Source organism: Micrococcus luteus NCTC 2665, assembly GCF_000023205.1.
Taxonomy (GTDB): Bacteria; Actinomycetota; Actinomycetes; order Actinomycetales; family Micrococcaceae; genus Micrococcus; species Micrococcus luteus.
The window spans coordinates 876,049-889,009 of sequence record NC_012803.1 but is presented as its reverse complement, the minus strand read 5'-3'; the positions used below and the strand labels follow the sequence as shown (position 1 = coordinate 889,009).

Annotated in this window: 15 protein-coding genes; 2 read left to right on the top strand and 13 right to left on the bottom strand. The window is 71.6% G+C overall.

Annotated features, from left to right (window positions below; genetic code table 11):
* Window positions 1-46: 46 nt before the first annotated feature.
* Window positions 47-1,012 (bottom strand): co-chaperone YbbN, encoded by a 966-nt coding sequence (locus MLUT_RS15640; protein WP_111763578.1) that lies wholly within the window; start codon window positions 1,010-1,012, stop codon window positions 47-49.
* A gap of 125 nt (window positions 1,013-1,137) precedes the next feature.
* On the opposite strand from MLUT_RS15640, the gene MLUT_RS15635 reads away from it, so the two are divergent.
* Window positions 1,138-2,460, top strand: coding sequence for an AI-2E family transporter (locus MLUT_RS15635; RefSeq protein ID WP_010079012.1), 1,323 nt, complete (start codon window positions 1,138-1,140; stop codon window positions 2,458-2,460).
* A 34-nt stretch (window positions 2,461-2,494) separates the two neighbouring features.
* Here the strand turns inward: MLUT_RS15635 and MLUT_RS15630 are convergent, their stop codons facing one another.
* The gene (locus tag MLUT_RS15630) at window positions 2,495-2,854 is read right to left on the bottom strand and encodes an Rv1322 family protein (protein ID WP_010079013.1); all 360 of its coding nucleotides are present in this window, start codon (window positions 2,852-2,854) and stop codon (window positions 2,495-2,497) included.
* A gap of 52 nt (window positions 2,855-2,906) precedes the next feature.
* Between MLUT_RS15630 and nucS the strand changes: the two genes are divergently transcribed.
* Window positions 2,907-3,602: an endonuclease NucS gene (gene nucS, locus MLUT_RS15625; RefSeq protein WP_002857250.1), complete on the top strand. Its 696-nt coding sequence runs from the start codon at window positions 2,907-2,909 to the stop codon at window positions 3,600-3,602.
* Between the two features lie 14 nt (window positions 3,603-3,616).
* On the opposite strand, the gene MLUT_RS15620 is transcribed toward nucS, so the two are convergent.
* The 11 genes from MLUT_RS15620 to MLUT_RS15570 form a co-directional block, all read right to left on the bottom strand.
* On the bottom strand, window positions 3,617-4,006 hold the full coding sequence (locus tag MLUT_RS15620) for a DUF2550 family protein (RefSeq protein ID WP_240761858.1): 390 nt from the start codon (window positions 4,004-4,006) through the stop codon (window positions 3,617-3,619).
* Window positions 4,007-4,040: 34 nt separating this feature from the next.
* On the bottom strand, window positions 4,041-4,316 hold the full coding sequence (locus MLUT_RS15615; protein ID WP_002857254.1) for a F0F1 ATP synthase subunit epsilon: 276 nt from the start codon (window positions 4,314-4,316) through the stop codon (window positions 4,041-4,043).
* 6 nt (window positions 4,317-4,322) lie between these two features.
* Entirely contained in the window at window positions 4,323-5,780 is a 1,458-nt protein-coding gene (atpD, locus tag MLUT_RS15610) for a F0F1 ATP synthase subunit beta (protein WP_010079015.1), read from the bottom strand.
* A 53-nt stretch (window positions 5,781-5,833) separates the two neighbouring features.
* A complete protein-coding gene (locus tag MLUT_RS15605; RefSeq protein ID WP_010079016.1) occupies window positions 5,834-6,727 on the bottom strand; it encodes a F0F1 ATP synthase subunit gamma in 894 nt (297 codons plus the stop codon).
* A gap of 83 nt (window positions 6,728-6,810) precedes the next feature.
* Entirely contained in the window at window positions 6,811-8,445 is a 1,635-nt protein-coding gene (gene atpA / locus MLUT_RS15600) for a F0F1 ATP synthase subunit alpha (protein ID WP_010079017.1), read from the bottom strand.
* Window positions 8,446-8,535: 90 nt separating this feature from the next.
* The gene (locus tag MLUT_RS15595) at window positions 8,536-9,351 is read right to left on the bottom strand and encodes a F0F1 ATP synthase subunit delta (RefSeq protein WP_012750811.1); all 816 of its coding nucleotides are present in this window, start codon (window positions 9,349-9,351) and stop codon (window positions 8,536-8,538) included.
* Complete coding sequence (locus MLUT_RS15590; protein WP_010079019.1) at window positions 9,348-9,902, bottom strand: F0F1 ATP synthase subunit B; 555 nt, start codon at window positions 9,900-9,902, stop codon at window positions 9,348-9,350. The genes MLUT_RS15595 and MLUT_RS15590 overlap by 4 nt, the downstream gene beginning before the upstream one ends.
* 84 nt (window positions 9,903-9,986) lie before the next feature.
* Window positions 9,987-10,202: an ATP synthase subunit C gene (locus MLUT_RS15585; protein ID WP_002857264.1), complete on the bottom strand. Its 216-nt coding sequence runs from the start codon at window positions 10,200-10,202 to the stop codon at window positions 9,987-9,989.
* 150 nt (window positions 10,203-10,352) lie between these two features.
* The gene (gene atpB, locus MLUT_RS15580; RefSeq protein ID WP_010079020.1) at window positions 10,353-11,153 is read right to left on the bottom strand and encodes a F0F1 ATP synthase subunit A; all 801 of its coding nucleotides are present in this window, start codon (window positions 11,151-11,153) and stop codon (window positions 10,353-10,355) included.
* 231 nt (window positions 11,154-11,384) lie between these two features.
* Window positions 11,385-11,819: a hypothetical protein gene (locus tag MLUT_RS15575; RefSeq protein ID WP_010079021.1), complete on the bottom strand. Its 435-nt coding sequence runs from the start codon at window positions 11,817-11,819 to the stop codon at window positions 11,385-11,387.
* Window positions 11,816-12,955, bottom strand: a complete 1,140-nt coding sequence (locus MLUT_RS15570; protein ID WP_012750810.1) for an MraY family glycosyltransferase — start codon at window positions 12,953-12,955, stop codon at window positions 11,816-11,818. Before MLUT_RS15570 ends, MLUT_RS15575 begins: the two co-directional genes overlap by 4 nt.
* Window positions 12,956-12,961 lie beyond the last annotated feature (6 nt).

Genomic DNA, 12,961 nt, shown 5'->3' with positions numbered 1-12,961 from the left:
CGTCAGGCGGACACGGCGTCCTCCTCAGGGATGAATCGTGGATACCTCAGAACAACGCTGCGGCCAGCCGGCGCCGCGAGGCCTGCACGCGGGGGTCGTCCGTGCCCACCACGGTGTAGAGGTCCACGAGGTGGGCGCGCGCCGTCTCACGGTCGTCGCCGGGGTGGAGGGCGATGAACCGCACGAGCCGGTCGAAGGCGTCCTCCACGTGGCCGCCGAGCACGTCCAGGTCGGCGACGGCGAGCTGGGCGGCGACGTCGTCCGGGCCGTCCGCGGCGGCCGCGCGCACCGCTGCGGCGTCGGCGTCGCGGGTGCGCAGCATGAGGCGGGCCGCGGACAGGCCCTGCTGGGCCACGGCGTCCGCGGGGCTCTCGGCGAGCGCCGCCTCCCACGCCGAGACGGCCCCGGGCAGGTCGTCGGCGGCGAGGGCCTCGTGGGCGGCCCGGTGCAGCGGCGGCACGGGCGGAGCCTCCGCGGCCGCGGCGCCGGCGTCCTGGCGCGCCGGGGCGACCGCGGGTACGGTGCCGGCGACGCCGTTCTGACGGGCCACCTCGAGGATCTCCCCCATGAGCTGGCGCAGCGTCTCCTCCGGCACCTCCTGATTGACCAGCGGCACCGGCTGCCCCGCCACCACGGCCATGACCGCGGGGCCGGCCCCCAGGCCCAGCGCCTGCAGCACTGCGGGCTCCTTCGCCACGTCCAGACGCGCGAGCACGAGCCGTCCCGCCTGGGCGTCGACCGCGTCCGCGAACTGCCGGTAGAGCGCCTCGCTCGCCGCGTCCCCGGGCACATGCAGGTGCAGCAGCACCGGCACCTGAGCGGAGAGCTGGACCAGCTGCTGCAGCAGACCCTGGTCGGCGTCCGCGATCACCCACGAGCCGCCGCCGGCGCCGGCGTCGGCCCCCGGCGCGGTCCGCCCGGCCGAGGCCGGGGTGCCGAGCGAGGACAGGTCGACGGCGCCGCGCAGGTGGGACGGGGCGTCGGAGGGGGGCTGGGCGGTCACGTCGGTCACGTCGGTCACGATCCTTCCGGTCCGGGGCCGCCCCGTCGCCGGGGCGAGGGGCGTTGTCAGTGGGCCCCACGGTAGCCTCCCGGGCGCGGCGCGGACAGGCCGGGGCCCTGACGTACGCTGAACGCGTGGAGGAGAAGGAGACCGCGTCCGGCCCGGACACCGCCGGCGTCGCCGACGTCCGTGCCCCAGCCGAGCCCGAGGGCACCGAGCAGCCGCCCGTGGCCGGCATCCCCGGGCAGCCGGTCGAGGTGGCCGCCGCGCCGCCGACGCACGGGTCGACGCCCGCCGGGCGTCGTCGACTGCTCCGCCTGGGCTCCGTCCTGCGGCGGCGCCGGCCCTTCCTCGAGGAGGACCGGGTCGACCCCGAGCCGACCCCCGCCGACGGCGCCGAGGATCCGGCGGTCGCGGCCGTGGCCGTCGAGTCCCCCGTGCTGACCGGCTTCCTGCTCGCGGTCGGCGTGGCCCTGGCCATCGGCGTCGTCTCGGTGCTGCGCGCGAACGGGCAGCTGATCGTGTGGATCGCCGCGGCCCTGTTCATCGCCCTGGGCCTGGACCCGCTGGTGCGCCGGGTCGAGTCCTGGGGCGCGCCCCGCTGGGTCGGGGTGCTCACGGCCGCGCTCGGCCTGGCCGCCGTGGCCGGGGCGTTCGTCGCCCTCCTGGTCCCCACGGTGATCGAGCAGTCCACGCAGCTGGTCCAGGACCTGCCGGCCATCATCGACGGGGTGATGAGGGCCGAGTGGTTCGTGCAGCTCGACGAGGAGTTCCACCTCCAGGAGGCCGTCCGCGCCCAGACCGAGCGCCTCGCCGCCGACGGCGTCGCCATCACCGACCTGTTCGGCGGCCTCCTCGGCCTCGGCCAGACCGTGCTGAACGCCGTCTTCTCGGTGCTCGTGGTGGTCGTACTGACGCTGTACTTCCTCGCCTCCCTGCCGCACATGAAGTACTGGGCCTACCGGCTCGCACCACGCTCGCGCCGGCCGCGCATCGAGGCGCTGTCCGAGCAGATCACCTCCTCGGTCGGCCACTACGTGATGGGCCAGTCCTTCGTGGCCGCCCTCAACGGCGCGGTGGCGTTCACGGCGCTGGCCATCGCCGGCGCCCCCTTCGCCGTCCTGCTCGCCGCGATCGCCGCCTTCATGGCGTTCATCCCGCTGGTGGGCGCCGCGATCGGCGGCACGCTGCTGACCCTCGTGAGCCTGCTGACCTCGTGGCAGACCGCCGCCGTGTTCGCGGCCATCTACTTCGTCTACCTGCAGATCGAGGCCTACGTCATCTCGCCGCGTGTCATGGCGCGCGCGGTGTCCGTGCCGGCGGCCGTGGCCGTGATCGCGGTGATCGCCGGAGGCGCGCTGCTGGGCGTCCTCGGCGCCCTCATGGCGATCCCGCTCGCCGCCGCGCTGGCGCTGCTGGTCCGTGAGGTCTTCATCCCCCGCCAGGACGCCCGGTAAGCCGACGACGACGGCGGAGCCCGGACCGTCGCGGTCAGCGGCTCGGGCGGGTGCGCCAGCACACCGGGTGCCAGTGCCGCCGGCCCGCACCCGCGTCCTCGTCCCCCATGATCCAGTCGGCGCGCCAGGCCACAAGGTGCGCCTGGCCCTGCCGGATCACGCGGCCGCAGCCGGGGCACGTGTAGTCCTTCACCGCGCGCCACGCGGGGATCTGCCGGACGTGCCAGCCGCCGTCGGACCCGGACTGGCGCGAGTAGGCCGGGTCCAGACCGAGGAGCTCCTCGATCGGGTCGGACCGCGCCGGCGACGGCCGGGACCGCCGGGAGGCGCCGGAGGCCCCGCGCTCGCTCCGCCCAGGCGCGGACGAGCGGCGGGGGCGGTTCGAACGGGGCATGCCCCCATGCTGGCACACGAGCCGGTGGGCGCGGTCCGCCTAGGATGGACCGGTGCGACTCGTCATTGCCCGCTGCTCCGTGACCTATGAGGGCCGCCTGAACGCCCACCTGCCCACCGCCACCCGCCTGCTCATGGTGAAGGCGGACGGCTCGGTGCTGGTGCACTCCGACGGCGGCTCCTACAAGCCCCTCAACTGGATGTCGCCGCCCGCGACCCTGCACGTGGAGGAGCCATCCCCCGACCAGGCCGACCAGGGAGTGACGCAGGTCTGGCGCGTGCAGGCCAAGAAGTCCGACGACCGGCTCATCGTGCTCATCGAGGAGGTCCTGGCGGACGACTCCCACGAGCTCGGCGTGGACCCCGGCCTCGTCAAGGACGGCGTGGAGGCGGATCTGCAGCGTCTGCTGGCCGAGCAGATCAGCCTGCTCGGCGACGGCCACACCCTCGTGCGCCGCGAGTACATGACGGCGATCGGCCCCGTGGACATCCTGGCCCGCGACGCCGACGGCGGCACCGTGGCGGTCGAGCTCAAGCGCCGCGGGGACATCGACGGGGTCGAGCAGCTCACCCGCTACCTCGAGCTGATGAACCGGGACCCGCTCCTGGCGCCCGTGCGCGGCGTGTTCGCGGCCCAGCAGATCAAGCCCCAGGCCCGCACCCTCGCCGAGGACCGCGGCATCCGCTGCGTCACCCTCGACTACGACGCGATGCGCGGCGTGGACGACGCCGAGTCCCGGCTGTTCTGAGGCCCCGGGCGGTTTCAGCGACGCCAGAAGGACGACGCTGCGGACGGCCCCGCCTCGCTCCAGGCGCGCAGCGCGCCGGCGTCGTCGGGGTCGACGACGACGCGCACCGGACGTGCGCCGGCGCTCAGCTCCAGGACGGTCCGGCCGGCCTCGTCCGCCGGGAGGCGGTCGATCTGCAGGCGGCTCCGATCCGCGCTCCAGCGCTCCCGGGAGAGGCGCCAGCGCCCGGTGAGGCGCAGACGGGACTCGTCGTACACGCCGATCACGCGCTCACGCCCCGGGCCCTCCCGCTCCAGGACCGCCGGGAAGGCGGCCGTGACACGGGCGAGGGCCCGGCGCCGCATCACCAGGGCGAGTGCCGACAGCACGATGACTGCCACCACGGTCGCCGAGGCGATGAGCACCGGGCCCTCCACCGTCAGGTCCTGCCGCGCCGCGTCAGGCCGCCGCGGCGTCGCCCAGCCGGGCGGACGTCGCGGCGATCACGACACGGTCGTGGTCCACGGAGAAGAAGCCGCCGTGGGCCTGCGCGGTGACGGTGCCGCCGTCCGTGGTGCGCACCACGACCTCGCCGTCGCCGAGGACGGCGAGCATCGGGGTGTGGCCCGGGAGGATGCCGATCTCACCGTTGACGGTGCGCGCCGACACGGCCGACGCGGCGCCCGACCAGATGGACCGCTCCTCGGAGACGATCTCGACGTTGAGCTCAGCCATGATCGATCAGCCCTCGGCCTGGATCTTGGCCCACGCGCGCTCGACGTCGTCCAGGCCGCCCACGTTGTAGAAGGCCTGCTCCGGGACGTGGTCCAGGTCGCCGTCGGCGATGGCCTTGAAGCCCTCGACGGTGTCCTTGACCGGCACGGTGGAGCCCTCGACGCCGGTGAACTGCTTGGCGGTGTAGGTGTTCTGCGAGAGGAACTGCTCGATCTTGCGGGCGCGGCCCACGGTGATCTTGTCCTCCTCGGAGAGCTCGTCCACGCCGAGGATCGCGATGATGTCCTGCAGCTCCTTGTTCTTCTGCAGGATCTGCTTCACGCGGATGGCGACGTCGTAGTGCTCCTGGCCCACGTACTGCGGGTCGAGGATGCGCGAGGTCGAGGCCAGCGGGTCCACGGCCGGGTACAGACCACGGGACGCGAGGTCACGGGTCAGGTTGGTGGTCGCGTCCAGGTGCGCGAACACGTTGGCCGGGGCCGGGTCGGTGTAGTCGTCCGCGGGGACGTACACGGCCTGCATCGAGGTGATGGAGTGGCCGCGGGTCGAGGTGATGCGCTCCTGGAGCACGCCCATCTCGTCCGCCAGGTTCGGCTGGTAGCCCACGGCGGAGGGCATGCGGCCCAGCAGCGTGGAGACCTCGGAGCCGGCCTGCGAGAAGCGGAAGATGTTGTCGATGAACAGCAGCACGTCCTGGTTCTGCACATCGCGGAAGTACTCCGCCATGGTCAGCGCGGACAGGGCCACGCGCAGACGCGTGCCCGGCGGCTCGTCCATCTGGCCGAACACGAGGGCGGTGTCCTTCAGGACGTCCGCCTCGTCCATCTCGACCCAGAGGTCGTTGCCCTCACGGGTGCGCTCGCCGACGCCGGCGAACACGGAGGTGCCGCCGAAGTTGCGGGCCACACGGGTGATCATCTCCTGGATGAGCACGGTCTTGCCCACGCCGGCGCCGCCGAACAGGCCGATCTTGCCGCCCTTGATGTAGGGGGTCAGCAGGTCGATGACCTTGATGCCGGTCTCCAGCATCTCGGTGGAGCCCTCGAGGGAGGCGAAGTTCGGGGCCGGGCGGTGGATCGGCCAGCGGTCCTCGGCCTGCAGCTGCGAGGTCGGCATGTCCAGGGTCTCGCCGAGCACGTTGAAGATGTGGCCCTTCACGGCGTCGCCGACCGGCACCGAGATGGGGGCGCCGGTGTCCACGACGTCGGTGCCGCGCACCAGGCCGTCGGTGGACTGCAGGGAGATGGCGCGGACCATGTTGTCGCCGAGGTGCTGGGCGACCTCGAAGGTGACCGTGCGGCGCTGGCCGTTGAGGTCGATCTCGGTGGTCAGCGCGTTGTAGATCTCCGGCATCGCGTTGGCCGGGAACTCGGCGTCGATCACGGGGCCGATGACGCGGGACACGCGTCCGGTGGCACCGCCGGTGGGGGTCCCGGTGCCCTGGTCAGTGATGGTGGCAGTCATCTCTCTCACTTCTATCGTGTGTGGATGGCGAGTCTGGTGAGTCCCGAACGGGCTCAGGAGTTGTTGAGCGCGTCCGCGCCCGCGATGAGCTCGGTGAGCTCCTGGGTGATCTCGGCCTGACGGGCGTTGTTCATCAGGAGGGTGTAGTCCTTGATGAGGCTCGTGGCGTTGTCGCCCGCCGACTTCATGGCACGCTGACGGTTGGCGAGCTCCGAGGCCGCCGACTGCAGCATCGCGTTGAAGATGCGCGACTCGATGTACTTGGGCAGCAGCGCGTCGAGGACCTCCTCCGCGTCCGGCTCGTACTCGTAGAGCGGCAGCACATCCTCGGCGGTGGCGGCCTCCTCCTCGACGACCTCGAGGGGCAGCAGGCGCACCACGTGGGGGTTCTGCTTCACGAGCGAGACGAACTCGGTGAACACGACGTGGATCTCGTCCACGCCGCCGTCGGCCGTGTCCGTGAGGAACGCGTCCACGAGCACCTCGCCGATCTCGGCGGCGCGCTCGGCGACGGGGGCGTCCGTCTGACCGGTCCACAGCTTCTTGTAGCCGCGGCCGCGGAAGTCGAAGTACGTCTGCGCCTTGCGGCCGACGACGTACACGTCCACGTCCTTGCCCTCCTCGCCGAGGCGGGTGAGGAGCTGCTCGGCCTTGCGCAGCACGTTCGCGGAGTACGCGCCGGCGAGGCCGCGGTCCGAGGACATGATGAGCACGGCCGCCCGGGTCGGGTTCTCGGGCTCCGTGGTGAGGACATGATCGATGTCGTGCTGGCTCGACACGGCCGAGACGGCGCGGGTGATCGCGTTCGCATACGGCAGCGACGCGCTGACGCGCTCACGTGCCTTGGTGATGCGAGACGTGGCGATCAGCTCCATCGCCTTGAAGATCTTCCTCATCGACGACGTCGACGCGATCTTCTGACGGTAGACCCGGATCTGGGCTCCCATGGTGGTCCTTTCCCTGGCGGGAGGGCCGCCCGGCGTCGTCCCCGTGGGGCCCGACGCCGGACCGCTCCCTCACCGACCGGCGGTCAGCGCTTCTGCTTGGTGATCTGCTCCTGCGCGACCTGGTCCTGCTCGATCGCGCGGTGCTCCTCGTGGCCGGCCTGCACGCCGCCGTCCTCGGAGGACTGGAAGCCCTTCGAGAACTCGGCGACGGCCGACTCGAGCGCGGACACGGTGCCGTCCTCGAGCTTGCCGGTGGAGGCGATGTCGGTCAGGACGGAGGTGTGGCGACGCAGGTGGTCGATGAACTCGCGCTCGAAGCGCAGCACGTCCTGCACCGGCACCTCGTCGAGGTGGCCCTTGGAGCCGGCCCAGATGGACACGACCTGCTCCTCGACCGGGTAGGGCGAGTACTGGGGCTGCTTGAGCAGCTCCATGAGGCGCTCACCGCGGGCGAGCTGGCGGCGGGTGGCCGGGTCCAGGTCCGAGGCGAACATGGAGAACGCCTGCTGGTCGCGGTACTGCGCCAGGTCCAGCTTCAGCGTGCCGGAGACCTTCTTCATGGCCTTGACCTGGGCGGCGCCGCCCACGCGGGACACCGAGATGCCCACGTCCACGGCGGGACGCTGGTTGGCGTTGAACAGGTCCGACTGCAGGAAGATCTGGCCGTCGGTGATGGAGATGACGTTGGTCGGGATGTAGGCCGACACGTCGTTCGCCTTGGTCTCGATGATCGGCAGGCCGGTCATCGAGCCCGCGCCCATCTCGTCCGAGAGCTTGGCGCAGCGCTCGAGGAGCCGGGAGTGCAGGTAGAAGACGTCGCCCGGGTAGGCCTCGCGGCCCGGCGGGCGGCGCAGCAGCAGGGAGACGGCGCGGTAGGCCTCGGCCTGCTTCGACAGGTCGTCGAAGATGATCAGCACGTGCTTGCCGCCGTACATCCAGTGCTGGCCGATGGCCGATCCGGCGTAGGGGGCGAGGTACTTGAAGCCGGCCGGGTCCGACGCCGGGGAGGCCACGATGGTGGTGTACTCCAGGGCGCCGTGCTCCTCCAGCGTGGCGCGGACGCCGGCGATGGTGGAGGCCTTCTGGCCCACGGCCACGTAGACGCAGCGGACCTGCTTCTCGACGTCGCCCGACTCCCAATTGGCCTTCTGGTTGAGGATCGTGTCCACGGCGATGGCGGTCTTGCCGGTCTGGCGGTCACCGATGATCAGCTGACGCTGGCCACGGCCGATCGGGATCATGGCGTCGATGGCCTTCATGCCGGTCTGCAGCGGCTCGTGGACCGACTTGCGCTCGGTCACGGTCGGCGCCTGCAGCTCGAGGGCGCGGCGGCCCTCGGCCTCGATCGGGCCCAGGTCGTCGATGGGCTGGCCCAGCGGGTCCACCACGCGGCCCAGGAAGGCATCGCCCACCGGGACGGAGAGGATCTCGCCGGTGCGCTGCACCTCCATGCCCTCGCGGATCTCCTGGAACTCGCCGAGGACGACGACACCGATCTCGCGGGTGTCGAGGTTCTGGGCCAGGCCCTGGATGCCGTTCTCGAAGCGCAGCAGCTCGTTCGCCATGACGGAGGGCAGACCCTCCACACGAGCGATGCCGTCCGCCGCGGAGATGACACGGCCGACCTCGGTGCGATCGGTGCCCGACGGTTCGTACGATGCCGCGAATTCGTTCAAGGCATTGCGGACATCGTCAGCGTTGATGGTCAATTCGGCCATCTGCAGTCCCTGCTCTCTGTGCTTGGTGATCATCGACGTGACGATGATGCTTACGTTCGTGGGTGTTCCGGATGCGGGCGGGGGCCGGCGTCAGCCGGCCATCCGCCGCTGGAGGTCGTGAAGGCGCGAGGCCATGGACCCGTCGACGACGTCGTTGCCGACCTGGACGCGGACGCCGCCCACCACGTGGGGGTCCACTGTCACGTCCATGACGAGATCGCGGCCGAAGGCGCGGCGCAGGCCCAGGGCCAGCCGCTCCTGCTGCTCGGCCTGGAGCGGCCGGGCCACGGCCACCTCGGCGATCCACAGACGCTGCCACTCGGCGACGACGTCCGCGGCCTTGCGGATAGCGGCGGACGGCTTCAGGCCGCGCGGGGCCGAGACGGCGCGCTCGACCAGCAGTCGGCCGGCCGGACTGGCCGACGCGCCCAGGAGACGACCGGCCAGTCTGGCCCGTGCCTCGAGGGGTGCGCGCTGATCGGTGAGCGCCCGCTGCACCTCGTGCGAGTCCTCCACCGTGCGGTTGAAGGCCAACAGCTCGCCCAAGAGGGCGGCCAGGCCCGCGTGTCCGCCGCGTGCGGCCTCAGCGGCGGCCGCGTGCACGGCCACCGTCTCGAGGGCGTCCCCGAGATCGCGCTCCGCCGACCAGCGGCGGCCGGCAAGGTCCTTGAGGACCTGCAGTGCACCGGGGGTCACCCGGGCGCCGAACAGCGAGTCGACGAGGCCGTGACGGCGCTCGGTGGTCCAGGCGGGGTCGGTCAGGGCCCGGCGCAGGGCGCCGTGCTCGTCCACCACGTCCAGCGCGCCGAACAGCTCGCGTGCCAGGGCCACGCCGCCCTCGTCCAGCACCGGACCGACGGCCTCCAGGGAGGCGGCCAGGGAGTCCCTCGATGCGCCCGTCATCATTCGGCGACACCTGCGCTCTGGTGACGGTCCAGGTCAGCCAGGAAGCGGTCGACCACGCGCTGCGAGCGGGCGTCGTCCTCGAGGGACTCGCCCACGATCTTGCCGGCCAGGGTCGTGGCCAGCGAGCCGACCTCGCGCTTGAGCTGCGCGGCGGCCTGCTGACGCTCGGCGGCGATCTGCGCCTGCGCCTGCTCGAAGACGCGCGTCGCCTCGGCGGTCGCGCGCTCGCGCGCCTCGGCCACGATCTCGGCGGCCTCGGTGCGGGCATCCTCGCGGATGCGGTTCGCCTCGGTGCGCGCGTCCGCCAGCTGCGACTCGTAGTCCGCCATCATCGCGTTCGCCTCAGCCTGGGCCTTCTCAGCCTTGGCCAGACCGCCCTCGATCGCCTCGACACGGTCCTGGTAGGACTTCTCGAGGGTCGGGACGATGAACTTGATGACGATGAACATGAGCAGGGCGAAGCCCACCACGACGACGAGGATCTCCCACGGGTTGGGGATCAGGGGGTTGGCCCCCTCAGCCGCCGCAAGGATCAGTCCGTTGCTGATCATGTTTCAACCATCCTTCGGTCAAGAGTCCTGTGGAGATGGAGCACCGACGGTCTCACCGTGCGGGCGCTCCGTGGACGCGGCGCGTCAGGCGCCGATGACGAAGGCGAAGACGAGGCCCAGGATGGCGAGTGCCTCGGCGAGCGCGAAGCCCAGGAGGGCGATCGGCTGCAGGATGCGCTGGGCCTCCGGCTGACGGGCGACGCCGTTGATGTAGGCGGCGAAGATCAGGCCCACGCCGATGGCGGAGCCGATGGCGGCGAGGCCGTAGCCGATCATGTTGAGCGAACCGTGCAGTTCCATGGTGTTCCTTTCACGAGGCCGAGGTGTCCGGCCGGGTTGTGGAGGGGCGGCCTCCCGGGTGGTCCTCCTGCGGAGGGCCGGGAAGACTGGTGGCGGGCTCTCCCGCCGTACCGCGGCCGCCTGGGTCATGCCCGAGGCGGCCCCGGAAGATCAGTGGTCGTTCGCGTCGATCGCGCCCTGGATGTAGATGGCGGTCAGCAGCGTGAAGACGAAGGCCTGCAGGTACATGATCAGCAGCTCGAGGAAGTACAGGGCCACCGAGCCGAGGATGACCAGGATGCCGGTGCCCTGCAGGGCCAGGCTGTCGGTCTGCGTGATCAGGTAGGCGGCGCCGGCGCCGGCGAGCATCACGATCATGTGGCCGGAGAGCATGGTGGCCATCAGACGCAGGGAGTGGGTCAGCGGGCGCACGATGAAGTTGGAGATGATCTCCAGCGGCACGAGCAGCGGCAGGATCCAGCCGGGCACACCCGAGGGCACGACGGCCAGCTTCAGGTAGCGCACGCCGTGTCGCTTGATGCCGACGCCGATCCAGATCGCGTAGACGATGAGGGCCAGGCCGTAGGCGGCGCCCGCGTGGGAGAAGGTCGGCAGCTGCAGAACCGGGATGGCGCCGAACAGGTTGTTCAGCAGCACGAAGAAGAAGATGGCGAAGAGCAGCGGGACCCACTGCTTGAAGTTCTTCTCGCCCAGGATGTCCTTCGCGATGTCGTTCCGGACGAAGGAGTAGCCGGACTCGGCGAGCCACTGGGCCTTGCCGGGCACGAGCCGGGGACGGCGCATGGCCCACGCGAAGAAGGCGGTGATGAGCACCACGGAGAGCAGGACGAGCAGCATCTGCTTGCCGAAGCCGGTGCCGTACTCCGCACCCCAGGGGAAGATCTCCGGGAGGTGACCATCAGAGATGGTGGGGGGCACGAATGATGCGTTGGCCAGCACGAGGGTCAGCACACGGTTCCTCTCCGAAGTGATGCAGTCGACGGGACAGCAGCCTCGTCCCCGGACCACAGGCGGGCGCCGCGACATTGCGGGGTACCGGTGCGATGCGAGACACGGATGGCGGCAGATGGGCGCCGTCGAAGTGTTCGCCGCCAACGATACCAAACGGTGACCCGTGCTCCATACCGCGGAAGGGGGCCCACGGGGCGGCCGCCGGCCCCGCTCCTTCGCCCCTCGGACGGGTCAGTCGGTGTAGATCCCGTGGCGGGTCCGGGCGAAGACGAGGACCTCCGTGGCCTGCCAGACGAGGATCGTCACCAGGGCGGCGATCGCCGCCGCGTCCGCCCGGACCCAGCCGGGGCGGGGCAGGACCCCCAGCAGCACCGCGAACACCGCGATCTTGAGCACGAACAGCCCCACGCTGACCGGCAGCGCCGCCTCGCGCGCCCGGTCCCAGACGAGTGCCGTCGTCACCCCGGTGAGCGCCGAGAGCGCGAGCACCGCGCCGCCGCCCAGCAGGGCGCTCCCGGCCGCCTCCCCGCCGGCGGAGAACAGCCACGCGGCGCCCGTGATCGCCAGGGCAGCACCCGCCGTGGCCAGGGACCACCCGAGGATCCCCCACCAGCCACGGCGGTTCTCCCAGCGGCGCCGGCGTCGGCGACCGCCCGCCCCGGTCACGCGTCCCCCCGCTCGTCCGGGTGGGCCGCGGCGTCGTTCCGGTCCGCGCGACGGCGCTCCACGATCGGATGCAGGGTCAGGTAGCCGGCTCCGGCCAGGGCCACGGCGAGCACGGGCAGGACGATCATGTGGTCCACGAAGTTCAGGGACACCGCGCCCCATGCCACGAGGAACGCCCAGAGCCAGAGCAGCGCGACGGCCTGCGCCTGGGTGTAGCCGCCGTCCACGAGCTTGTGGTGCAGGTGCCCGCGGTCCGCCGAGAAGGGGCTGGTGCCCTTGGCCGTCCGCCGCAGCACGGCCAGGGCGAGGTCCGCGAGCGGGAGTGCGAGGACGGCGACGGGCAGCAGGATCGGCATGTAGGCGGGGACGTTGCGGAAGCGCATCCCGTCCAGGGCGTTGACGTCAGCGGTCACGGCGACCGCGGCCGCGGCCATCAGCAGGCCGATGAGCATGGCCCCCACCTCACCCATGAAGATGCGGGCCGGGGCCAGGTTCCACGGCAGGAAGCCCATGCACGCGCCGACGAGCAGGGCCATGAGCAGGGTGGCGAGGTTGGCGTAGTCGAACTGGTTGATGGTCCGCGTCAGCAGATACGAGTAGACGAAGAAGGCCGAGCCGCCGATCAGCGCGACGCCCGCCGCCAGGCCGTCCAGGCCGTCCACGAAGTTGATCGCGTTCATCGTCAACACGACGGCGAACACCGTGAGGATGATCTGCGTGGTCTCGTTCCCCACCGGGATCCAGCCCACCGGCATCGCCTCGATGCGGATCCCGCCCAGGGCCACCGCGAGTCCGGCCAGCACCTGGCCGGCCAGCTTCACCCACCAGCGCAGGTCCCACATGTCGTCGGCGATGCCCACGACGAGCACGACGGCGACGGCGACCAGGAGCCCGCGCATCGCGGCGTCGTCCGCGTAGATCCCCTGGAGGAACGGCACGACTCCCCCGGCGGCGAATCCCACCAACACGGCCGCGGCCATGGCCACGCCGCCCAGTTTCGGCACGGGGTGCCGGTGCACGTCCCGCTGGCGCAGCGGGGTGAACACACGCGCGCGCAGCCCCAGCCGGCGCATGAGGGGCGTCAGGGCCCCGCAGGCGACGGCCGTGACCACGACCAGGACGAGATACGCGCGCATGGCGGC